This is a genomic window from Patulibacter minatonensis DSM 18081 (assembly GCF_000519325.1).
Lineage (GTDB): Bacteria > Actinomycetota > Thermoleophilia > Solirubrobacterales > Solirubrobacteraceae > Patulibacter > Patulibacter minatonensis.
This window is the reverse complement of record NZ_KI912613.1, coordinates 4,923,642-4,946,374: the sequence shown is the minus strand read 5'-3', so window position 1 is coordinate 4,946,374 and position 22,733 is coordinate 4,923,642. Positions and strand designations below refer to the sequence as shown.

Annotated in this window: 18 protein-coding genes; 8 read left to right on the top strand and 10 right to left on the bottom strand. The window is 74.5% G+C overall.

Annotation, left to right across the window (positions count from 1 at the left end):
• Positions 1 to 33: 33 nt before the first annotated feature.
• Positions 34 to 1,035: a type III polyketide synthase gene (locus PATMI_RS0123210; protein WP_211241780.1), complete on the bottom strand. Its 1,002-nt coding sequence runs from the start codon at positions 1,033 to 1,035 to the stop codon at positions 34 to 36.
• 194 nt (positions 1,036 to 1,229) lie between these two features.
• On the opposite strand from PATMI_RS0123210, the gene PATMI_RS0123205 reads away from it, so the two are divergent.
• A complete protein-coding gene (locus PATMI_RS0123205; protein WP_026912631.1) occupies positions 1,230 to 2,108 on the top strand; it encodes an aldo/keto reductase in 879 nt (292 codons plus the stop codon).
• 11 nt (positions 2,109 to 2,119) lie between these two features.
• Here PATMI_RS0123205 and PATMI_RS0123200 read toward each other — a convergent pair whose 3' ends face one another.
• The gene (locus PATMI_RS0123200) at positions 2,120 to 3,406 is read right to left on the bottom strand and encodes an ATP-binding protein (protein ID WP_084270195.1); all 1,287 of its coding nucleotides are present in this window, start codon (positions 3,404 to 3,406) and stop codon (positions 2,120 to 2,122) included.
• Between the two features lie 135 nt (positions 3,407 to 3,541).
• On the opposite strand from PATMI_RS0123200, the gene PATMI_RS0123195 reads away from it, so the two are divergent.
• The 3 genes from PATMI_RS0123195 to PATMI_RS0123185 all read left to right on the top strand — a co-directional run bounded on the left by PATMI_RS0123195 (position 3,542) and on the right by PATMI_RS0123185 (position 6,880).
• On the top strand, positions 3,542 to 4,723 hold the full coding sequence (locus PATMI_RS0123195) for an acyl-CoA dehydrogenase family protein (RefSeq protein WP_026912629.1): 1,182 nt from the start codon (positions 3,542 to 3,544) through the stop codon (positions 4,721 to 4,723).
• A gap of 167 nt (positions 4,724 to 4,890) precedes the next feature.
• On the top strand, positions 4,891 to 5,655 hold the full coding sequence (locus PATMI_RS0123190; RefSeq protein ID WP_026912628.1) for an SDR family NAD(P)-dependent oxidoreductase: 765 nt from the start codon (positions 4,891 to 4,893) through the stop codon (positions 5,653 to 5,655).
• Positions 5,656 to 5,713: 58 nt separating this feature from the next.
• On the top strand, positions 5,714 to 6,880 hold the full coding sequence (locus PATMI_RS0123185) for a CaiB/BaiF CoA transferase family protein (protein ID WP_026912627.1): 1,167 nt from the start codon (positions 5,714 to 5,716) through the stop codon (positions 6,878 to 6,880).
• Positions 6,881 to 6,944: 64 nt separating this feature from the next.
• Here the strand turns inward: PATMI_RS0123185 and PATMI_RS0123180 are convergent, their stop codons facing one another.
• The 5 genes from PATMI_RS0123180 to PATMI_RS32730 all read right to left on the bottom strand — a co-directional run bounded on the left by PATMI_RS0123180 (position 6,945) and on the right by PATMI_RS32730 (position 15,683).
• Positions 6,945 to 8,234, bottom strand: coding sequence for a cytochrome P450 (locus PATMI_RS0123180; RefSeq protein ID WP_026912626.1), 1,290 nt, complete (start codon positions 8,232 to 8,234; stop codon positions 6,945 to 6,947).
• A 146-nt stretch (positions 8,235 to 8,380) separates the two neighbouring features.
• Positions 8,381 to 9,625 (bottom strand): acyl-CoA dehydrogenase family protein, encoded by a 1,245-nt coding sequence (locus PATMI_RS0123175; protein ID WP_026912625.1) that lies wholly within the window; start codon positions 9,623 to 9,625, stop codon positions 8,381 to 8,383.
• Positions 9,626 to 9,739: 114 nt separating this feature from the next.
• A complete protein-coding gene (locus PATMI_RS32740; protein ID WP_036726317.1) occupies positions 9,740 to 11,119 on the bottom strand; it encodes an FAD-binding oxidoreductase in 1,380 nt (459 codons plus the stop codon).
• A gap of 288 nt (positions 11,120 to 11,407) precedes the next feature.
• Complete coding sequence (locus PATMI_RS32735; RefSeq protein WP_051472193.1) at positions 11,408 to 12,817, bottom strand: MFS transporter; 1,410 nt, start codon at positions 12,815 to 12,817, stop codon at positions 11,408 to 11,410.
• Between the two features lie 97 nt (positions 12,818 to 12,914).
• Complete coding sequence (locus PATMI_RS32730) at positions 12,915 to 15,683, bottom strand: AAA family ATPase (protein WP_036726315.1); 2,769 nt, start codon at positions 15,681 to 15,683, stop codon at positions 12,915 to 12,917.
• A 241-nt stretch (positions 15,684 to 15,924) separates the two neighbouring features.
• Between PATMI_RS32730 and PATMI_RS0123155 the strand changes: the two genes are divergently transcribed.
• The gene (locus tag PATMI_RS0123155) at positions 15,925 to 17,463 is read left to right on the top strand and encodes an acyl-CoA synthetase (RefSeq protein ID WP_026912624.1); all 1,539 of its coding nucleotides are present in this window, start codon (positions 15,925 to 15,927) and stop codon (positions 17,461 to 17,463) included.
• Between the two features lie 21 nt (positions 17,464 to 17,484).
• On the opposite strand, the gene PATMI_RS0123150 is transcribed toward PATMI_RS0123155, so the two are convergent.
• The 3 genes from PATMI_RS0123150 to PATMI_RS0123140 all read right to left on the bottom strand — a co-directional run bounded on the left by PATMI_RS0123150 (position 17,485) and on the right by PATMI_RS0123140 (position 20,407).
• Positions 17,485 to 18,276: a LolA-like protein gene (locus PATMI_RS0123150; RefSeq protein WP_026912623.1), complete on the bottom strand. Its 792-nt coding sequence runs from the start codon at positions 18,274 to 18,276 to the stop codon at positions 17,485 to 17,487.
• A gap of 123 nt (positions 18,277 to 18,399) precedes the next feature.
• Positions 18,400 to 19,392, bottom strand: a complete 993-nt coding sequence (locus PATMI_RS0123145) for an NAD(P)H-dependent flavin oxidoreductase (RefSeq protein WP_211241779.1) — start codon at positions 19,390 to 19,392, stop codon at positions 18,400 to 18,402.
• A gap of 121 nt (positions 19,393 to 19,513) precedes the next feature.
• The gene (locus PATMI_RS0123140; protein WP_026912621.1) at positions 19,514 to 20,407 is read right to left on the bottom strand and encodes a LysR family transcriptional regulator; all 894 of its coding nucleotides are present in this window, start codon (positions 20,405 to 20,407) and stop codon (positions 19,514 to 19,516) included.
• Between the two features lie 88 nt (positions 20,408 to 20,495).
• On the opposite strand from PATMI_RS0123140, the gene PATMI_RS0123135 reads away from it, so the two are divergent.
• Genes PATMI_RS0123135 through PATMI_RS0123125 form a run of 3 tightly spaced genes read left to right on the top strand, consistent with a single transcriptional unit; the run spans position 20,496 to position 22,731 of the window.
• Complete coding sequence (locus PATMI_RS0123135) at positions 20,496 to 21,644, top strand: mandelate racemase/muconate lactonizing enzyme family protein (RefSeq protein WP_051472192.1); 1,149 nt, start codon at positions 20,496 to 20,498, stop codon at positions 21,642 to 21,644.
• Positions 21,644 to 21,943, top strand: coding sequence for a muconolactone Delta-isomerase (gene catC / locus PATMI_RS0123130; protein WP_026912619.1), 300 nt, complete (start codon positions 21,644 to 21,646; stop codon positions 21,941 to 21,943). Before PATMI_RS0123135 ends, catC begins: the two co-directional genes overlap by 1 nt.
• A complete protein-coding gene (locus tag PATMI_RS0123125; RefSeq protein ID WP_026912618.1) occupies positions 21,940 to 22,731 on the top strand; it encodes a dioxygenase family protein in 792 nt (263 codons plus the stop codon). The genes catC and PATMI_RS0123125 overlap by 4 nt, the downstream gene beginning before the upstream one ends.
• The last annotated feature ends 2 nt before the right edge of the window (positions 22,732 to 22,733 follow it).

Genomic DNA, 22,733 nt, shown 5'->3' with positions numbered 1-22,733 from the left:
ACCGCGACCGGGGCCGCTCCTCCCCGGCGGCGCTCAGGCCCGGTACCGCAGGAGCGCCGCGTAGAGCGTCAGGCCCGGCCCGAACGCCATGAACACGACCGGGTCGCCGTCCTTCAGGTCGCGTCGGGCACGGATCCGCTCGAGCACCATGAGGACCGTCGGCGACGAGCAGTTGCCGTGCTCGCGCAGGATCGTGGCGGTCTCCTCGAGCTCCTCCTCGGGCAGGCCGAGGCGCTCGCAGACGACGTCGATGATGCGCGGGCCGCCTGGGTGGACGGCCCAGCCCGCGACGTCGGAGGCGGTGAGGCCGCGGGGCGCGAGCAGCTCCTCGACGACGCCGGCGACGTGCTCCTCCAGCACCCGCGGGACCTTCGACGAGAGGCCCATCCTGAACCCGAGGTCGGTGACGTCCCAGCGCATGAGCTGCGCGTGCTCGACGGCGGTCCGCGCGACGACGTCGAGGACCTCGAAGCCCTCCGGTGCGTCCGGGACGACCGCCACCGCGACGGCCGCGTCGGAGAACAGCGCGTGCGCGACGACCTGCTCGAGGTCCCGGGTCGGCGGCTGCAGGTGCAGCGACGTGAGCTCCAGGCAGAGCATGATCGACACCTTCCCGCGGGCGGCGGTGGCGTCGGCGACCGTCGCGAGGCCCGGGACCGCGGCGTAGCAGCCCATGTGGCCGATGTGGAGGCGCTGGACGTCGTCGCCGAGGCCGAGGTCGCGGGCCAGCAGGACGTCGACGCCGGGCGTGCCGTACCCCGTGCACGAGACGACGGTCAGCTGGCCGACGTCCGACCGGTCGACGCCGGCGTCCTCCAGGCACGCCTCGACGGCGCGTAGCCCGAGGGGGAGGGCCTCCTGCTGGAACCGCTGCATCCGCTTCTCGGTGCCCCACTCGCGGACGTCCTCGACGAACGGGTCGACGATGCCGTGGCGGGAGTCGACGCCGCTGTTCATGAAGATCTGCTCGGGGACGGACCGGCCGCCGAAGTGGTCGCGGAAGAAGCCGTTCCACAGCTCGGTCTGCGTGCGCACGGGCGGGAAGGCCGACCCGAACCCCACGACGGTCGGGACCGCGGCGGGCCGCGGGACGGTCCGGGGCAACGGTCCGGACCCGCCGGGGGGTTCGCCGGCGGCGCGCGAGCTCATCGTGCACCTCTGCCCTCTGCGGCGGTCGACCAACCCCCGATCCCCACGGGCCGACGTCTGCGACCAGCGAGGATCACCCCATGGACACCATCACCGTGAACAACGGCGTGCAGCTCCCCGCGCTCGGGCTCGGCGTCTTCCAGACGCCGCCCGACGAGACCCGGGCCGCCGTGACCTCGGCGCTCGACCAGGGGTACCGCCACATCGACACCGCCGCCGCGTACGGGAACGAGCGCGAGGTCGGCGAGGCGATCGCGGCCTCGGACGTCGACCGCGCCGACATCGTCATCGAGTCGAAGGTCTGGATCTCCGACTACGGCCACGACGAGACCCTGCACGCGTTCGAGAAGAGCGCCGGCAAGCTCGGGGTCGACCAGATCGACCTCTTCATCCTGCACCAGGCGCTCCCCTCCGACTTCGAGCGGACGCTCGAGGCGTACCGCGCGCTCGAGACCCTGCTCGAGCAGGGGAAGGTCCGCGCGATCGGGGTCTCAAACTTCATGGTCGACCACCTCACGACGCTGCTCGACCGCGCGAACGTGGTGCCCGCCGTCAACCAGCTCGAGATCCACCCGTTCTTCCAGCAGGCCGAGGTCCTGGCGTTCGGCGAGGAACGCGGGATCGTGTCGCAGGCGTGGTCGCCGATCGGCGGCATCACGTTCTACCGCGACAGCGGCCACGCCAGCGCCCTGGAGGACCCGACCATCGTCGGCGTCGCAGAGGAGCACGGGAAGTCGCCCGCCCAGGTGATGCTGCGCTGGGGCCTCCAGCACGGCCGCCAGGTGATTCCGAAGTCGACGAAGCCGCACCGCATCGGTGAGAACCTCGACGTCTTCGACTTCGAGCTCACGGCCGACGAGGTCGCGGCGCTCGACGGCCTGGAGACCGGCAGGCGCGGTGGCCCGGAGCCCGAGCAGGTGACCCTGGAGGCGTTCGGCAAGGAGATCCCCGAGGCCTGACCGGCCCCCGGTCAGGCGGCCATCGGGACCGGGATCGTCGCCCGGACGCGGACGCCCTCGCCCGGGGCGGAGTTCAGCGACCAGGTGCCGCCGACCTGCTCGATGCGCGAGCGCGACAGGGTCAGACCGAGGTGTCCGTCCTCGCGCGCCTCGCGCAGCGCGTCCGGGGTCATCCCGACGCCGTCGTCCTCGACGACCACCACGATCTCGTCCGGCGATGAGCGGCGGACGACCGTCACGTCGACGCGCCGGGCCCGCGCGTGCTTGGCGGCGTTGACGAGGGCCTCGCGTGCGCAGGAGACGACGTGGTCGTCGAACAGGCCGGCCGCGGCGGGATCGACCGAGACCGTCGCCTCGAACCCGCCGCGGCGGGCCGCGCGCGCGGCGACGGTCCTGAGCGGCTCGCCGAGCCCGTCCGGCGCGGCGTCGTCGAGGGTCCCCGCGAGCGCCGCGCGCAGGTGCTGGATGCCCTCCTCCAGCGTGGCGCGGGTCTCCTGCAGGTCGATCGGGGGCGGCTCGTCGGGTCCGACCTCCTCGAGCTCCTCGAGGTCCTGGTGCGCGGCGAGCAGGTGCTGGAGGCTCTCGTCGTGGACGACCTCGACGAGGCGCCGGCGCTCGTGGTCGCTGATCTCGGTCATGACGTGGTCGCGCGCCGCGTCGCGCTCCTGGAGGCGCCGGACGTCGTGGTCGGCCTGCTCGAGCAGGGCGGTCAGCATGCGGTCGGCGAAGCTCGGATCCGGGGCGGGCGCGGGCAGGTCCGAGCGCTCGCGGGCGCGATCGACGAGCGCGCGACGGGCCTCGTCGGGGAACGGCAGCGCCGGGTCGGCGACGAGGAGGTCGAGCGCGGCGTGCACGGCGCCGGGGTCGGTGCTCAGGACCACGTCGAACGTGCGGGCGTCCTGCGCCGGTCCGGTGGTGCGCGCCTCGCCGCGGTCCAGCCCGCTCAGCACCACGCTCACCGACGGGCCGAGCGCGACCACGAACCACTCGGACTCGAGCGCATGGCCCGCCGGGACGGGGACGAACGCGCCGCCGGTCGTCGTCGTCCGCGTCCGCCCCGGACGGGCGAGGGCGATGGTCGTCACCCCGCTCCGGGCGTAGCGCTCCGACGCGCTCCGCCAGTACCGCTCGTACTGGAACCCGCCGACGAGCACCGTCGCGGGCCCGTCGGTCTCGGCGACCGACTCGATCACGCGCGAGATGCGGGTCATCGCCGCCTTCGAGACCACCGTTCGCGGGATCGAGGGGTGGCGCTCCACCATGCGGGCGTGGAACGAGCCGGGAGCGGGGGCCGCCATCGTCGTGAAGTGTCGCAGGACGGGTCCAGGGATCAGGGGCGGATGTCGCCCGGCGGGCCTCTCCTCCGGGAGGAGGTGAACAACCCGCCGATCGGCTGACTGTACTCCCGTACGTCCGGCAGTACACTGCGCCGTATGAGCGCGGACCGACTGTTGCCCTCCGGCGAGGCCGAGGAGCTCGTGGCCATGGCCCGCGAGCTGGCCGCGGGCGAGCTCGCGCCGAACGCCGCGCACGCCGAGGCCCAGCACGCCTTCCCGCGGTCGACGTTCCGGCACCTCGGCGAGCTCGGGATGCTCGGGATGCCGTACGACGAGGCCTACGGCGGCGCAGGCCTGCCGTACGAGGTCTACCTGCAGGTCCTCGAGGAGCTCGCGGGTGCCTGGGCGAGCGTCGCGGTCGGCGTGTCCGTGCACGTGATGTCGTGCTACCCGCTGGCGACGTTCGGGACGGACGAGCAGCGGGCGCGTTGGCTCCCCGACATGGTCGGCGGGACGCTCCTGGGCGGCTACTGCCTGTCGGAGGCCGACGCCGGGTCCGACCCCGCGGCGATGCGCTGCCGGGCGGAGCGGACCGACACCGGCTACCGCCTGACGGGCTCCAAGGCGTGGGTCACCCACGGCGGCGAGGCCGACTTCTACACCGTCTTCGCGCGCACGTCGGACCACCGCTCGCGCGGGATCTCCTGCTTCCTCGTCCCCGGGGACGCGCCCGGGCTGTCCGCCGGCAAGGCCGAGTCGAAGATGGGCCTCACGGGCTCGACGACCGCGACGATCGAGCTCGACGGCGTCGAGATCCTCGAGGAGCGCCGGATCGGCGACGAGGGCCAGGGTCTGCAGATCGCGCTGTCGGCGCTCGACTCCGGCCGCCTCGGTATCGCGGCCGCCGCGGTCGGGCTGTCGCAGTCGGCGCTCGACCACGCCGTCGCCTACGCCGGCGAGCGCGAGACCTTCGGCAAGCCGATCATCGAGCACCAGGGCCTCGGGTTCCTGCTCGCCGACATGGCCGCCGCGGTCGACTCCGCCCGCGCCACGCTGCTCGACGCCGCGCGCCGCCGCGACCTGGGGCGGCCGTTCGCACGCCAGGCGTCGGTCGCCAAGCTCGTCGCCACCGACGCCGCGATGCGCGTCACCACCGACGCGGTCCAGGTGCTCGGCGGCGCGGGGTACACGACGGAGTTCCCGCTCGAGCGCTTCATGCGCGAGGCGAAGATCATGCAGATCTTCGAGGGCACCAACCAGATCCAGCGGATGGTCATCAGCCGTCACCTGCAGAAGGACGGCGCGGCGGCGTCGATCCGCGCGACCCGCGCGGCCTGAGCCCACCGGTCCGGCCGTCGCACGACGGCCCGGTCGCGACGCACGCCCGGCGGGGGAGCCCCGGCGCCGGCGAGTCCGCGCGCGCCCGTGACCCGATCCGGGGCCACGAACCGACCTGCGCGCCGGACGCCCGGCGCGGAGCTTCGACCCACAGCGAAGGAGCACACATGGAGATCAAGGGAACCGGCGCGATCGTCTTCGGCGGAGCCTCGGGACTGGGCGAGGCCACGGCCCGTCGCCTGGCCGCCGAGGGCGCGCACGTCGTCGTCGCCGACCTCGCGGAGGACCGCGCGGAGGCGCTGGCCACCGAGATCGGCGGCATCGGTGTGAAGACCGACGTCCTCGACGAGTCGTCGGTGGCCGACGCGATCGAGCGGGCGAAGGAGGCCCCGCGCGGCCTGCGGATCTCGGTCGTCTGCGCGGGCCTCGGCACGCCGGCGAAGCTCCTGGGCCGCGACGGCTCGGCGACGCCGTTCGCGAAGTTCGAGTCCGTCATCAAGGTGAACCTGCTCGGCACGCTGAACGCGCAGCGCCTCGCCGCCGCGGAGATCGCCGCGCAGGACCCGGACGACGACGGCGAGCGCGGCGTCCTCGTGCAGACCGCGTCGATCGCCGCCTACGAGGGGCAGATCGGGCAGGTCGCCTACGCCGCGTCGAAGGGCGGCGTCGTCGGGCTCACGCTCCCGATCGCCCGCGAGCTGGCGGCGCACGCGATCCGCGTCGTGACGATCGCCCCGGGCCTGTTCGAGACCCCGATGCTGGCCGGGCTCCCGCAGGCGGCGCAGGACGCGCTCGGCGGCAGCGTGCCGTACCCGGCGCGGCTCGGTCGTCCCACCGAGTACGCGGACCTCGTCGAGCACATCGTCACCAACCGCATGCTCAACGGCGAGACCGTCCGCCTCGACGGCGCGCTGCGGATGGCACCCCGATGATCGCCGCCGGCACCGGCCGCGCGGGCCGCGTCGCCCGCGTCGGCGAGAGGACCTGAGCGTGCCGGGGCCGCTGCACGGCGTCCGGATCGTGGAGCTCGCCGGCATCGGTCCCGGGCCGTTCGCCGCGATGCTGCTCGCCGACCTCGGTGCGGACGTGGTCCGTGTCGAACGGGTCGACGCGGCGAAGCGGGACGGACCGGGCGGCCTCGAGCTGGCCGTCCTGAACCGCAGCCGCCGGTCGATCGCGGTCGACCTGAAGTCGTCCGAGGGCACCGCCGTGGTGCTCGACCTCGTCGAGCGGGCGGACGCGCTGATCGAGGGATTCCGCCCGGGTGTCGCGGAGCGGCTCGGACTCGGACCGGACGTCTGCCTGGCGCGGAACCCGCGGCTCGCGTTCGGGCGCATGACCGGCTGGGGCCAGACCGGCCCGATGGCGAAGGACGCCGGGCACGACATCAACTACATCGCGCTCTCCGGGGCGCTCGCGGCGATCGGCCCCGATCCGGACGCCGCGCCCGTCGTGCCGCTGAACCTCGTCGGTGACTTCGGCGGTGGGTCCCTGTACCTCGCCCTCGGGCTCGTCAGCGCGATCCTCGAGGCCCGTGGCAGCGGCCGCGGACAGGTCGTCGATGCGACGATGGTCGACGGCGCGGCCAGCCTGATGACCGCGTTCTTCGGCCTGCACGCCGCGGGCCAGCAGCGCCTCGAGCGCTCGTCGAACATCCTCGACGGCGGCGCACCGTTCTACGCGGTCTACGGGACGAAGGACGGCCGCTGGGTGTCGGTCGGCGCGCTGGAGCCGCAGTTCTACGCGCTCCTGATCGACCTGCTCGGCCTGGCCGACGCGCCCGAGTGCGCCGACCAGCACGACCGCTCGGCGTGGCCGGCGATGCGCGCCACGTTCGAGCGGACGTTCGCCACGCGCACGCGCGACGAGTGGGACGAGATCCTCGGCGGGACGGACGCCTGCTACGCGCCAGTGCTGGACCTGGCGGAGGCCCCGGGGCACCCGCACAACGTCGAGCGCGGCGTGTTCGTCGACGTCGGCGGAACACCCCAGCCGGGGCCGGCGCCGCGGTTCTCCCGCACGACCCCCGACCCGCCGACCGCACCCCCGGCGCCGGGGGCGGACACGGTCGAGGCGCTGGCCGCCTGGGGCGTCCCGCCGGAGACGATCGACCGGCTCCGCGAGGCCGGGACGATCTACCAGCCGCCCGCCGCCTGATCCAGGCGACCGGCCGAGAGGTCGGCCAGGGGCGCGTGCCGCGACCGGCCGCGCCCCGCCGCGTCTACTTCGACGGCGTCCAGGCGGCCTGTGCCGCGTGGATGCCGTTGATGAAGTTGTTGACCTGCAGCTCGGGCTCCGCCGTGAGGTGGAGGTCGGGCATGCGGGTGTAGACCTCGCGCAGGGTCGCCTTGATCATCTGGCGGCCGAGCGCGGAGCCGATGCAGAAGTGCGGGCCGCCGGCGCCGAAGCCGAGGTGCTTGTTCGGCGAGCGGAGGATGTCGAACGTCGTCGGGTCCTCGAAGACGTCCTCGTCGTAGTTCCCCGAGCAGTACCACATGACGAGCTTGTCGCCGGCCTTGATCTCCTGGCCGCCGACGACGGCGTCCTTGACCGCGGTGCGGCGGAAGTGCTGCACAGGGGAGACGTAGCGGAGGATCTCCTCGACGGCGCCGTCGAGGCGGCCCTCCATGTCCTCCTTCAGCAGCTCGAGCTGGTCCGGGTGCTCGTGGAACAGGCGGAACGCGTGGCCGATCGAGTGGCGCGTCGTGTCGTTGGCCGCGGATCCGAGCAGCGAGAAGAACGCCGCGATCTCCCAGTCCTCCAGCACGCGATCCTCGAACTTCGCGTTGACGACCCACGAGACGAGGTTCTCGGCCGGGTGCTCGCGGAAGTGGTCGGCGCGGGCCATCGCGACCTCCTGGATCCGGTCGGCCTCCTCCGCGAACGTCGTCAGGGCGTCGCGGCCCAGAGCGCAGTTCGGGTCGTCCCACGCGAGCATGCGCTCGGCGGCCTCCATGATGGTGTGCATCTCCTCGGAGCCCGCGTCCACACCGAAGAAGAACGCGAAGATGCGGCCCGGCAGCATCTTGGCGTAGAGGTCGACGATGTCGCCCTCGCCGAGACCGATGATGTCGTCGACGAGCCCCTTGGCCTCGCTGTTGATCCAGCCCTCGATCTGCTTGACCTTCCGCGGCGTGAACGCCTGCGACACGATGCCGCGGACCTGGCGGTGCTCCGGGCCGTCCATCGCGAGGAACGACGTCGTCGCGAGGGTGACGACCTCCGGCACGTCCTCCATCAGCACGCCCTGGCCGCTGACGAACGACTCGACGTCACGGGAGACCCGCCGGCAGTCCTCGAACTTCGTGATCGCCCAGAAGCCGGGGGAGTCCTCGTCGGGCGGGAGCAGCGAGCTCTCGTAGGCGCGGTGGTAGGAGACGGGGTGCTCGGCGCGCAGCTTCGCGAAGGACTTCTCCCGCTCGGCGAAGGGGCGCTCCCAGAAGGTGCGGGCCGCGAGGTCGAGGTCCGCGGGCCAGGACTTGCCGTCGGCGTTGTTGAGGGTGGTGCTCATACCGCCGAGTCTCGCGTCTGTGACCGGCGTCCGCCATCGCCCGCGGGAGGGAGATGCGCGTTCCTCCCGGGGGACACCGGGCGTGGGCGGGCGACCGGGAGCCGGCCCGCCCGGCCCGCCCGGCCCGGTCGGCCCGGTCGGCGGGCTCAGCCGGTGACGTCGCGGCCGATCAGGTGCCGCGCGATCACCCACTGCAGGACCTCGTTGGCGCCCTCGAAGATCTCGAGGATCTTCGCGTCGCGGTAGATCTCCTCCAGGCGGTACGTCTCGCCCGTCGCGCCCATCTGGCGGGCGAACCCGTAGCCGCCGTGGACCTGCAGGGCGTCGCGTGCGACGTCGTTGGCCAGGCGGGTGGCGTAGCTCTTGGCCATCGAGGCCTCGGGCTCGCCGGAGCGGTCGCCGAGGTCCATCCGCATCGCGGCCTTCTGGTAGAGCGAGCGGGCGCACTCGATCTCCGTCGCGTGGGCGGCGAGGCGGTACTGCCAGTGCTGCATCTCGCCGATCAGCTTGCCGAACAGCTTGCGCTCGCGGACCCGCTGGACGGCGAGGTCGAGCGCGGCCTGCGCGACGCCGACGCCGGCGGCGGCGATCCCGACGCGGCCGGCGGCGAGCGAGCCGAGCGCGACGCCGAGTCCGCGGCCGGGCTGCCCGAGGCAGTGGTCGTGCGGGACGTGGACGTCCTCCAGCACGATGTCGGCCGTGATCTGGCCGTGGTGGCCCATCTTCGTGTCGGGCGGACCGATCGTGACGCCGGGGTTGTCCTTCAGCGGGATCAGCAGCATCGTGCACGCGTCCTCCTCGCCGTCGCGGCAGAGCATGCACACGTAGTCGGCGACGATCGAGTTCGTGATCCAACGCTTGCGGCCGGTCACGGTGAAGCCGTCGGCGGTGCGCGTGGCGACGGTCTTCAGGGCCGACGGCGTGAGGTCGGACGACGCGTCGGGCTCGGTGGTCGCGAAGGAGAAGACCTGCTCGCCGGAGATGAGCTTCGGCAGGAGCTCGGCCTTGACGTGGTCCTCGGCCCAGCGCAGCGTCTGGGCGACGAGGATGCACTGCCCGTCGTAGACGCCCGCGAGGCTCGAGCTCTCGTAGGCGATCTCCTCCGTCGCGATGCAGGTGCCGAGGTTGCGGTGCGTCAGCCCGGCACCGTGCTCGCCCTCGAACGGGTACGCGAAGACGCCGGCCGACGCGAGCCCGCGGAAGGCGGTCCACGGGAAGGCGTCCGGGGTCTCGAGCTGCCGGCCGATCTCGCGGGCCGTCGGGGCCAGGTGCTCGGCCACCGCGGCGCGCACGTCGGCCCGCACGTCCTTGACGTCGTCGGGCAGCAGCACGTCGTGCCACATGCGGTCCTGGGTGCGGTCGGGGGCGACGGAGGGCGGGGCGGTGGCCATAGGAGCACCTTGGCGGATCCGCGCGCCCGGCGCATCCACCGCCGGGGCGAGATCGGCACCCCGGAAGGGGAGGTCGGGGCCCGTCCGGGCGCGGTGCCGACCGGACGTCCGGGGTCAGCGGCGCGGCGCGTGCGCCGCCTGGACGACGCCCGCCGGGTCCAGCCGGGTCTTGATGTCGGAGAGCCGATCGCCGACGCTCGACTCCGGGGCGACGTCGCCGTCCGGGGACTCCACGAAGTTCGGGAACGTCCCGACCGCGCGCGACGCCACGCGCGCCGCGATCGCCGTCAGGTCGGTCCCGATCGTCGCGGGGTCGGCGGGGCCGCCGAGGACGCCGAGCGCGAAGAACAGGAAGCCCGCGTCGATGGTGCGCTGGGCGCCCACGCCGGTCGGCCGGGCCAGCGCCCCACCGAGCTGCCGGAGCTCGACGACGGTCGCGGACGTGCCGCTGTCGGCGCCGGCGGTCGCGACGAGCGCGTCGAGGACGTGGTCGTCGGCCTCGGAGAGCAGCGCATGGGTGCTGATGGCCGGCACGGGGACGGGCGGGTCCATGTGCAGCTGGGTCAGCGCCTCGAGCGGGGCGGGGCCGAAGGTGTCGAGCATCGGGCAGATCGCCCGGAGGGGTGCGACGACGGCCTCCGCGTCCGCGGCGGGGCCGACGAAGGCGCCGTCGACGACGACGAGCGCCGCACCGCGCAGCGGCTCGGGCAGGGCCGGGTCCGGCGGGAAGCGCATGAGGCGCGCCGAGGTGCTGATCGACTCCGGGGCGACGGCGCACCAGTCGCGCCAGGCCCCGAGGACCTCGCGGGCCCGCTCGATCGGCCAGAACAGCGCGCCGGCCGACAGCTCGGGGACGGGGTGGAGGGCGAGCTCCAGCGCGACGACGACGCCGAACGCGCCGCTGCCGCCCCGCAGGGCCCAGAGCAGCTCCGCGTGGTCGTCGGCCCGGGCGTGGACGAGCGACCCGTCGGCGAGGACGACGTCGGCGCCGAGCACGTCGCCGCAGGCCAGGCCGTGCCGGCGGCCGAGGAACGACAGGCCGCCACCGAGGCAGAAGCCGACGACGCCGACGTCGCCGGCCGAGCCCGCCAGCGGCGCGAGACCGTGGGGCGCCGACGCCGCGAGGACGTCGTCCCACCGGGCACCGGCGGCGACGCGGACGGTCCGGGCCTGCGGGTCGACGGCGACGTCGCGCATCAGGTCGGTGCGCAGGAGGACGGCCCCGGTGAGGGGGCCGAGGGCTGCGGCGCCGTGGCCGGTCGCCTGGGGCGCGACCCGCAGCCCGCGTGCCCGGCAGAGCTCGACGGTCGCGACGACGTCGGCGGTGGATCGGGCCCGGACGACGGCCTCGGGGCGCTGGTCGACGGAGAGGTTCCAGGCCTGGCGGGCCTCGTCGTGCCCCGGATCGCCGGGGCAGGAGACAGGGCCGGTGCAGCACTCGCGCAGGGCGGCGCCGAGGTCGAGGGTGGTGGGCGGGGCGGTGATCGTGGACATGCCGAGGATCCTGGCCCCGGCGTGACCGGGCGGCATCGGGGGGTTGCCCCTCCTGTCGCGGCGACGACGGCCGACGACCGCGGCGGAGCCGTGGTCTGCGGACGGCGTCGTCCCGCCGGGACCCGACGTCCCGCGCGGACGGACGCCTCGGGGCCGCGGGACGACGACGCGCACCGGCGGAACGACGACGAGCGCCCGCCGGACCGGCGGGCGCTCGTGCGCGTGATCGCCGGGGCGGACCGGCGACCGATGTTCAGGCCTCGGCGGACCCCCGCCGGCAACCGACGATCAGGCCTCGGCGAGCCCCCGGCGGCGGGCGGCGGCGCGCGCCCGCCGGACCCGCAGGCCGGGCGAGCCCAGGGCGACGAGGACGAAGCACCCCGCCGCGAACTCCCACGCGTGGTCGAAGGCGGCGGCCGCAGCGGTGGGCGTGGTCGGGACGCCGATGATGGCGACGACGACGGCCACCCCGATCACGGCGCCGAGCTGCCGCGCGATCGAGTTCAGGCCCGTCGCCGTGGCGTACCGGGCCGCGTCGACGTCGGCGACCGCCGCGCCGCCGATCACCGGGAAGCACGTCCCCGCGCCGACGCCCAGGAAGAGCATCGCGGGCACCCACTCGCCCAGCAGGTCGGGCGTCGTGCCGACCGCCGTGACGAGCACCGCGATCCCGGCGGCCCACAGGAGCGCCCCGGCGGCGATGACGGGGAACGCGCCGACGCGCTCGGCGACCCGGCCGGCCGGGCCGGCGACGGCCGCGGCGACGATCGGCCCGGGCGTGAGCGCCAGGCCGGCGTCGAGGACCGACCAGTGCCACATCGTCGTGAGGAACAGGACGTTGACGAGGATGTAGCCGTAGAAGCCGGCCGCGCCGACGACCGTCAGGACGTTCGCCACGGCGGTCGAGCGCACCCGGACGAGCTGGGGGTCGATCAGCGCCACCCGGCCGCGACCGCGGCCGCGCACGACGACCAGGAGCCCGAGGACGACGGCCGCGACCCAGCTGCCGAGGACGGCCGGGCTGTCCCAGCCCCAGTCGGAGCCCTCGACGATGCCGAGCGTCAGGCTCGCGGTCGAGAGCGCCATCAGGCCGGACGCGACGAGGTCGGGGAGCCGTCGGTCGGTGCCGCGGCTCTCGGGGATCGATCCCCGCGTCAGCGCGAGCACGAGCGCACCGATCGGCAGGTTGACGAGGAACGCCAGGCGCCAGCCGTCGACCTCGACGAGGAGTCCGCCGAGCGACGGGCCGAGGCCCGCCGCCAGCGCGGCGATCGCGCTCCACAGCGCGATCCCGCGTGCCGGGGACGTCCGCTGGTAGGCCTGGACGACCAGCGCCATCGACGCGGGCACGAGGATCGCCGAGCCGACGGCCTGGAGCACCCGGGCGCCGATCAGGACCGGGAGGGTGGGTGCGACGGCGCAGAGGCCCGAGGCGAGGGTGAAGAGGAGCACGCCTATCGTGAACATGCGCCGGCGTCCGAGGACGTCGGCCAGGCGCCCGGCGGGCAGGAGCAGCGCGGCGAAGACGATGTTGTAGGCGTTCAGGACCCAGGAGAGCGTGTCGAGGGAGACGCCGGGGAAGTCGCGGCCGATGTCGGGGAACGCGACGTTGACGATGGTCGCGTCGACGAACGCGACGCCGGCGCCGAGGGCGGCGACCGTCAGGACGCGGGAGGGGGCGGGGCTGGTGGAGGGCATGCACCGATCGTGGAACGGTGCCCGCGTCCGCACATCGGGGGGTTGCCCCTGGGGCGACCCCGGTGCTCGCGGGCGGGACCCCGGTCCGTGACCCGGCTCACGCGACGGCGGGCTCGGCGCGCAGGGCGTCGGCCAGCTCGACCCTGCGGCGGATGCCGAGCTTGCGGAAGGTGCGGCTCAGGTGGTGCTCGACGGTCTTCGGGGCGAGGAACAGCGCGGCGCCGACCTCGCGGTTGGTCATCCCGCGCGCGGCGTGCAGCGCGATCTGCAGCTCCTGCGGCGTCAGCTCGGCGACGGCGGCGGACGCCTCGACCGCTCCGACGGTCGCGACCGCGGGCGTCTCCTGGCCGCCGCACGCCTGCAGCTCGGTCCGGGCCCGCTCGATCCACGCCGGCGTCCCGAGGCGCTCGAACGTCGCCAGCGCGCCGTGCAGCGGACCGCGCGCGTCGGCGGGGCGGCGCGCGCGCCGGAGCCGCTCGCCGTGCAGGAGCCGCGTCCGGCCGGCCTCGAGCGGCTGCGGGGTCTGGTCGTGGAGCGCGAGAGCCGCCGCGAACAGGTCGTCGACGTCGTCGTCGGGGGCGAGCAGCCCGCGCGAACGCAGCACGACCGCCCGCGCCCAGGTGTGCCCCGGACGGTCGGCCTGCCGCTGCAGCCGCTCCACCTGCTCCCGCGCCTCGTCGTGGCGTCCGAGCCGCCAGAGCGCCTCGACGAGCTCGGGGGCCCAGCGGACGATGCCGGGCTCGTCGTTGTCCGTGCGGGCCTCGGACCGTGCCGCGGCGAGCGCCCGCCGGACGGCCTCCTCGGGGTCCCGGCGCCCGGACGCGAGGAACGCGAGGGCGCCGTGGCCGTAGATCGCGGTGGCGTCGGCGCCCTGCGCCTGCGCGAGCGCGAGGCAGCGACCGGCGTGCGCGCGGGCGTCCTCGTCGTGGCCGAGCGCGGCCTCGACCTCCGCCAGGGCACCGAGGGCGTGGGCGACCACAAGCTCCTGCCCGGTGGCGTCGCCCAGCCGGACGGCCTCGGAGGCGTCGGCCCGCGCGGACGGCAGTCGCCCGAGCCGGAACGCCAGGTGCGACCGGACGGCGAGCGGGTAGACGAGCTCAGCGACCGCGCTGGCGTCGCGGAGGCGGCCGATCAGGCGCTCGAGGATCGTCTCGGCCCGCTCGAACCGCTCCACCCACAGGGACGAGTGGGCGGCCATCGCGACGACCGGCGGCGGCCCGGTCCCGACCTCGAACGCCCGCAGGACGTCCTCCGAGGCGGCGAGCGCCGCGTCCCCGGCCGCGGACTCCCCGAGCGCGAGCCGCGCCTCGGCCACGATCGTGTCGGCGAGGAAGGCGACCGGCGGAACGGCGTGTCGGGCGAGCGTGGCGGCTCGTGCACCGACGTCGACCATGCGCCGCAGCCGGCCGGAGGCCATGTCGACGACGGCGGCCTCCAGCAGGAAGATCCCGGCCCGCGCGGGGTCCGTCGCCACCAGGCGCTCGCCCTCCTGCACGAGGACCTCGCGGCCCGACAACGCCGCGCCGGTGCGGATGTCGGCCCGGGCGCCGGCGGCGCGCAGGTCCGCGCGCAGCAGCTCGTCGCGGGCGAGCTCGGCACCACGCTGCGCGTGGGTGACGGCCTCGGGCGCACGGGAGGCCAGCGCGGCGAGCACCGACGCCTCGAGCAGGAGCCGGGCGCGGGCGTCTCCGTCCTGCTCCAGGTCCGCGGCGCGTGCGAATGCGCGCGCGGCCTCGTCCGGCGCGCCGCGATCCCGGGCGTCGGCGGCCGCGGCGGCGAGCGCGCCGGCGGCCTCCGGGTCCGCGCCCTCCGCCGCGGCGCCGAGGTGCCACGCTCGCGCGGTCCCGTCCTCGGGCAGCACGGCGGCCAGGGCCCGGTGCGCGGCCCGCCGGGCGACGGGCGACGCCGTGGCCAGCGTCGCGGCGCGCAAGAGCGGATGACGGAACACGATCCGCTGGAGCTCGAGCCGCAGCACGCCGGCCTCCTCGGCCGGCAGGAGCGCATCGCGGTCCAGACCGCTGCCGACCACGGCGTCGAGGACGACGTCGGGGCGGAGGTCGCCCGCGCACGCCGCGACGACGAGCGCGCGGCGGGCGTCGACGGGCAGGCTCCCGATCCGGCGCCGGAACGCGTGCTCGAGGTCGCGTCCGATCGGCAGCGGGTCGTCGAGCGGCTCGGCGCCGGACCGCTGCTCCGGCGTCAGGAGCGTCGGGATCTCGAGCAGCGCGAGCGGGCTCCCGTCGGTGGCGGCGACGAGGCGTTCGGCCACCGCGGGGGCGATCCCGGCGTCGTCGAGGAGCCGCAGGGCGGGCCCGGCGGCGAGGCCCGTGACCGGCAGCGTCGGCAGGCCGAGATCGAGGACGTCGAGGCCCTCGTCGTCCCGGGCCGCGAGGACGACCGCGAGCCCTTCGCGGTCCAGACGGCGGGCGACGAAGAGCAGCGCGCCCCGCGAGGCGTCGTCGAGCCACTGCAGGTCGTCGACGACCACGAGCGTCGGGGCGTCCTCGGCCCCGGCGGCCAGCAGGCTGAGCGCGCCGGCGGCGACCGCGAACGGCGTCGCCTGCCCGTCCTCGAGGGCCAGCGCGCACCCGAGGGCCCGCGCCTGGGCGGGCGGGAGGCCGTCCCGGAGGTGCAGGAGCGGGTCCAGCAGCTCGGCGAGCGCGGCGTGCGCGAGATGCGCCTCGCGCTCGAGGCCGGTGGCCCGGAGGACCCGGACGCCCGGGGCGTCCGCGACGAGGTCCTCGAGCAACGCGCTCTTGCCGACGCCTGCCTCGCCGTGCAGGACGAGCACGCCGCTCCGTCCCTCCCGGGCGTCGGCGACGAGCCGACGCATCGTGGCCCGCTCGTGGTCGCGACCCACCAGCACGGCGGGCAGGCTATCACCGGTACCGCGTGGCCCCGAGGCGTCAGCCGAGCACGCCACCGGCGGCGCGGGGAGTGCCCGCGGCCGCGGCCCACGGCGCACCGGGCGCCCGGAGTCGCGCGCCGGGAGCCGGTCCGCATAGCCCGTGCGGGAGAGGAGAACCCCTCCCGCGGTCCATGGCACGCGGACGCTCGGATGCGAGAGGGTCGGGGTCCACCCCTGCGACCCGACGGAGCCGTCGACCATGCACCCCGGAGCCCATCCGCCCGAGAACACCGCGATCGTCCTGTCGGTCTCGGGCCGCAGCGCCACCTACGGGGAGCTCGACGCCGCCGCCAACCGGGTCTCGCACCTCTTCCGTTCGCTCGGCCTGGAGACCGGCGACCACGTCGCCCTCGTCGTCGACAACTCCATCGAGTTCTTCGAGCTGCTGTGGGGCGCCCACTACGCCGGGCTGCTCTACACCGCGATCTCCACGCGCCTGACGCCGGAGGAGATCGCCTACATCGTGCAGGACTGCGGAGCCGGGGCGCTCGTCGTCTCCGCAGCGTACGCGGAGACGGCCGTCGCCCTCGACGGCCTGGTCCCCGACACCGTCGCGCGGCTGTCGGTCGGCGGGGAGATCGACGGGTACCGCGCCGTCGAGGACGCCGCCGCGGAGCACCCGTCCACGCCGATCGAGGGCGTCCGGATCGGCGGCAAGGACATGCTCTACTCGTCCGGCACCACCGGGCGGCCGAAGGGCATCAAGCCGAAGGACCTGACGGTGCCGATCGACGAGGCCCCGATCATCGTCGTCCCGATCCTCCGCGACATGCTCGGCGTCGGTCCGGAGTCGGTCTACCTGTCGCCCGCGCCGCAGTACCACGCGGCGCCGCTGCGCTTCACGATGGCCGTCCACCAGCTCGGCGGCACCGTCGTGATGATGGAGAAGTTCACACCGGAGACCGCGCTGCAGGCGATCGCGGACCACGGCGTCACGCACACCCAGATGGTCCCGACGATGTTCGTGCGGCTGCTCCGCCTCCCCGAGGAGACCCGTGCCGCCGCTGACCTCTCGAGCCTGAAGGTCGTCATGCACGCCGCCGCGCCGTGCCCGGTCGACGTGAAGCAGCAGATGATCGACTGGCTCGGGCCGATCATCCACGAGTACTACGCGTCGACCGAGGCCTGCGGCCTGACCTGGGTGACGAGCGAGCAGTGGCTCTCGCACCCGGGCACGGTCGGCAAGGCGGCGATCGGCGTCCCGCACGTCGTCGGTGACGACGGGCAGGAGCTCCCGGTCGGCGAGATCGGGACGGTCTACTTCTCCGACGGGCCGCCGTTCGAATACCACAACGATCCCGTCAAGACGGCCGAGGCGCACGACTCGCGGGGCTGGGCGACGGCCGGCGACATCGGCCGGCTGGACGAGGACGGCTTCCTCCACCTGACCGACCGCAAGAGCTTCATGATCATCACGGGCGGCGTCAACGTGTACCCCCAGGAGGCCGAGAACGTCCTGATCTCCGAGCCCACGGTCCTCGACGCCGCCGTCTTCGGGATCCCGCACGCGGACTTCGGCGAGCAGGTCCACGCGGTGGTCCAGATGGTCGAGCCGGTCGCTCCGGAGGACGAGGCCGCCGAGGCCGAGCGCCTGATCGCCCTCTGCCGCTCCCGCCTCGCCGACGTCAAGTGCCCGCGCTCGCTCGACTTCCGCGCCGAGCTCCCGCGGCACGACACGGGCAAGCTCTACAAGCGGCTGCTCGTCGACGAGTACAAGGCGCAGGCGGCGCAGGCCTGACGCGCCGCCCGGGGCGGGCGGTCAGACGGGCGTGCCGGTGCTGCCGCCGCCCGACCCGGTGCTCGGGGCCTTCAGGACCTTCTTCGGCGCACGGATCGTGAGCTTCTCGTCGAACTTCGAGAAGCGCAGGTCCGACGCCGTCGAGGTGTCGTCGGGGTCCGTGCAGGAGGTCGCCTTGCCGCCCGGCTTCACCTTGCCGGTCTGGAGGAGGCGCAGCGGGAGCGGGTCGCCGGAGGCCGCGAGGAACAGCCTGCCGGGGGCGGTTCCCGGCTCGTCGCCGGCGTCGACGAGGACATCGGCCTTCGTGCCGCCGACCGAGGAGGCCTTCCCGGCGGTCAGCGTGCCCGTCGTCCCGGGAGCGACGAGGCACGACGCGATCCGCTCGGGCGCGATCTCGGTGAAGATCCCCGCGAACTCCTTGGCGTCCGCCTTCGCGACCTTGATCCATCGGCCGGCGAGCTTCTTCGCGAGCGCGGCGCCCTGCTTGCCGCCGACGTTCCTCCAGTACCTGGCGTCGCCGCTCAGGTAGGTCGTCGACGAGACCTTTCGGAGCCGGAACGTCCCGTTCGCGCCCTTCAGCGTCACGTTCGCGTTGCCGGACGCCTGGACGTCGGCGGTGTAGCGGAGGGTGCCGTCCGCGTCGGTCGAGCTCGCGGAGACGTGGTAGCTCTTCACCTTCGCGAGGCTCGCGGCGGCGTCCTTCAGGAGCTGCCGGGGGTCCTTCGCGTCGCCGTCGGCGGCACCCGCTGTGGAGGCTCCGAGGGCGACGACCGGGACGAGGACGGCGAGGGACAGGGCCCGATGCACGCGCATGCGCCCGGGATACCCGCCCGCGTCGCGGGCATGCGTCGCTCCTCACGGGTGCCGCGCGTGCCGGTCGCGACGTCGTCGGGGCGCCGCGACCGACGGCGGCGCCCGGGTCCGGTCCCGCCCCGCTCAGCCCCCGACCGCGGCCGCGCCCTTGAGCGCGGTGAGTCGGTCGATGGTGTCGGTGGCCTCGCGCATGATGCGGTCGATGAGGTCGTGGACGGTGGGGATGTCGTGGATGAGGCCCTGGGTCATGCCGGCCCACCAGATCCCGGCGTCCGTGTCGCCGGAGTCGTAGACCTCGCGCCCACGAGAGCCGGCGACGAGGTGCCGGACGTCCTCGAACCGGCCGCCTGCCTTCTCGATCTCGAGGACCTCGGCGGTGATGGCGTTCTTCGCCACGCGGGCGGTGTTGTGCATGGTGCGGAACAGCAGGGCGGTGTCGCGTTCGGTGTGGTCGACGATCCGTTGCTTGACGTCCTGGTGGATGAACGATTCCTGGGTGGCCATGAACCGGGTGCCCATGTTGATGCCGTCGGCGCCGAGGGCGAGGGCGGCGATGAGGCCGCGGGCGTCGGCGATGCCGCCGGAGGCGACGATCGGGATGGTGAGCCGGTCGGCGGCGGCGGGGATGAGGATGAGGCCGGGGATGTCGTCCTCGCCGGGATGGCCGGCGCACTCGAACCCGTCGATCGAGATGCCGTCCACGCCGAGCTTCTGCGCCTTGACGGCGTGGCGGACGGCGGTGCACTTGTGGAGCACCTTGATGCCGTGGGACTTGAGGTCGTCGACGTGCTCTTCGGGGTTGGAGCCGGCGGTCTCGACGACGGTGATGCCTTCGTCGATGATCGCGCGGCGATATTCGTCGTACGGGGGTGGGGTGATCGACGGGAGGATGGTGAGGTTGACCCCGAACGGCTTGTCGGTGAGCTGCCGGGTCCTGTCGATCTCGCGGCGGAGGTCGTCGGGGGTCGGCTGGGTGAGGGCGGAGAGGAACGCGAGGCAGCCGGCGTCGGCTGCGGCCGCGATCAGCTCGGCGCGGCCGACGGCCTGCATGCCGCCCAGCGTGATCGGATGCTCGACCCCGAAGGCCTCGGTGAACCGCGTGGAGATGGTGGGCACGTCGCCACGATCACCGGGCGTCCGGGCGCGCACAAGACGAGCGCGACCGAGACCCGCACTTCGGCAGAGCAAGATGCCCCCGGGGCGGGACCCCGGCCGGGCGGGTGGTCGCGCCACCGGGTCAGGCGGCGGCGCTCAGGTGCTCCCGGATGATCGGCAGCGCCCGTGCGAGCGCGGGGGAGGGGTCGTCACGGCGCCACGCGAGGGCCAGCTCGACGGGGACGGCCGAGTCGGAGAGGTCGCGGTACACCGCGCCCTCGATGCTGAGCGCGGCGACCGACGCCGGCACGAGCGACACGCCGAGACCCGAGGCGACGAACGACACGAGGGTCGCGGTCTCGGCCACCTCCGCCGTCACCTCCGGACGGAAGCCGTGCTCCAGGCAGGCGGCCTCCACCGCGTCGTGGAGGACCGAGCGCGCGTCGTAGGGGTACGCGATGAACGCCTCGCCGGCGAGGTCCGCGACGGCGACCCGGCCCCGCGTCGCCAGCGGATGCCCGGCCGGGAGGACCGCCACCAGCGGCTCGCTCCGGACGACCTCGACCGCGAGCTCGTCGCCACGCACCGGGGGACGGAGGAGGCCGACGTCGAGGGTGCCGTCGGTCAGGCGCGCGACCTGCGTCGGCGTCAGGAGCTCGCCCGCCAGGTCGAGCCGCACGCCGGGCAGCCGCCGCACGAGCGTCGCCACGAGCGAGGGCATCAGCGAGAACGTCGCCGACCCCGTGAATCCGACCTGCAGCCGGCCGAGCTCCCCCGCGGCCGCCCGACGGGCCTCGTCCGCGGCCTCCGCGTGCGCGGCCAGGATCGCCGGGGCCCGCGCCAGCAGCGCCTCGCCGGCCGCCGTCAGCTCGACCCGTCGCGTCGAGCGGTGGAACAACCGGGCCCCGACGTCGTCCTCCAGTCGCCGGATCCGCTGCGACAGCGGCGACTGCCCGAGGTGCAGGCGCAGCGCCGCCCGCCCGAAGTGGCGCTCCTCCGCGACGACGAGGAACGCGCCCAGCAGGTCCGTCCGCATCGGGCCACCCTAGATCATGCGGAAAAGCCGCACAATCGAGCGGAACTGTGACTTGCACGCGGCACAGCGAGCGACGAGGGTGCACCCGATGGACCCGCTCGACGCCACCCACCCGGCAGCCGCCCCGCTAGCCACCGCGACCCGGATCGTGCGCGTCGAGGCGATCCCCGTCCGGCTGTCCTACCGCCGGCCCGGGCGCTTCGCGTCGGGCGAGATCACGGTCGCCGACAACGTCCTCGTCCGCATCCACTCGGACTCCGGGCACGTCGGGATCGCCGAGGCGCAACCGCGGCCCTACACCTACGGCGGCACCCAGGAGTCGATGGTCGCGAGCATCGAGCGCGACCTCGCGCCGCGCCTCCACGGGATCGACCCGATGCGCCGCGAGCTGCTCGCCTCCCGCGCCGACGTCCCCGGCGCCGACCGGGTGGCCCGCGGGGCGCTCGACATCGCGATCTGGGACCTCTGCGGCAAGGAGCTCGGCGTCCCGGTCCACCGGCTGCTCGGCGGGTTCGCCGACGCGGTGCCCGTGGCGCACATGGTCTCCTTCGACACGCCGGAGGAGATGGCCGCCGACGCCGTCGAGGCCTTCGAGCGCTTCGGCGTCCTGGCGTTCAAGGTCAAGGTCGGGCGCGATCCCGAGCTCGACGTCGCCGCCGTCCGCGCCGTCCGCGAGGCGCTTCCCGACGCCGGGCTCTACGTCGACGCCAACCGCGGCTGGAGCGTCGAGCAGGCGCTCGCCGCGACCCCCGGGCTGCTCGAGCTCGGCGTGATCGCGATCGAGGAGCCGATCGACGTCACGGACACCGAGGGGCGGCGCCGACTGGCGGAGGCGTGGCCCGTCCCGCTCGTCGGCGACGAGAGCTGCACGAGCCTGCCGACCGTCCGGGCGGCGCTGCACGAGGGCGCCGTCTCCCAGGTGTGCGTGAAGGCCGCCCGCACCGGGTTCTCGGAGTCCCGGCGGATCGTCGGGCTCTGCGACGGCGTCGGCGTCCCGGTCGTCGTCGGCTCGCAGTACGAGGGCGCGATCGGCGCGTTCGCCTCGATCGCGCTCGCGGCGTCCTCCGCGGCCACCGCGGGGCGCCCCGCCGAGGTCACGAACTTCGCCGACCTCCACGACGACCTCGTCGTCGCGCCGCCGGACATCACGGGCGGCCACGCCGTGCTGCCGGCCACGCCCGGGCTCGGGGCCCTGGTCGACGACGAGCGCCTCACCCACCACCGGATCGATCGCTGATGCTCTTCCACGTGGCGATGGACGTCGCCCTCCCGCACGACATGGACCCCGCCGCGGCGGCCGAGCTGAAGGCCCGCGAGAAGGCGCTCGCGCAGGACCTCCAGCGCGACGGCCGGTGGGTGCACCTCTGGCGCGTCGCGGGGCGCTACGCGAACGTCAGCGTCTTCGACGTCGACTCGATCGACGAGCTGCACGACCTCTTGAGCGGCCTGCCGCTCTTCCCGTACATGGACATCCGCGTCACCCCTCTCGCCCGTCACCCCTCGGCGATCGACGACGACCTCAGGAGCACCCGATGAGCACCCGCACCGACGAGCTGGCCGGCGGCCTGCTGCGCCACATCCACGAGCAGATCGCCGCGAGCGACCTCACGTACGAGGAGTTCGGCGCACTGAAGCAGTGGCTCATCGACGTCGGCGAGGCCGGCGAGTGGCCGCTGTTCCTCGACGTCTTCGTCGAGTCCGCCGTCGAGCAGAACGCCTTCAAGGGCCGCGAGGGCTCCAAGGGCACCATCCTCGGGCCGTACCACCTGGAGGGCGCCCCGGTGCTGTCCGCGCCGTTCGAGCTGCCGCGCCGCGAGGACGAGCAGGGCGAGCGGATCGTCATGACCGGGCGCGTGGTCGACGCCTCCGGGACGCCGCTGCCCGGTGCCGTCCTGGACGCCTGGCAGGCCGACGCCGAGGGCCTCTACTCGGGCTTCGACGCGCGGCTCCCCGAGGGCATCCTGCGCGGCAAGGTGATCGCCGACGACGAGGGCCGCTTCGAGATCCGGACGATCCTCCCGGCGCCGTACACGATCCCCACCGAGGGGCCGACCGGGCGGCTGTGCAAGGCCGCCGGCTGGAGCCCGTGGCGTCCGGCGCACATCCACGTGATCGTCACGGCGGAGGGCCACGAGGAGCTCGTCACGCAGCTGTTCTTCGACCAGGGCGAGCACCTCGACGACGACGTCGCGGGCGCCGTCAAGGACGAGCTGGTCGTGAAGCCCGAGGTCGGTCCGTACGCCCCGGAGCGCTCGTTCTCCTACGACTTCACGCTGGCGACGGTCCACGCGTCCACCCCCGACACCGCCGGCGCGGTCGCCTAGGC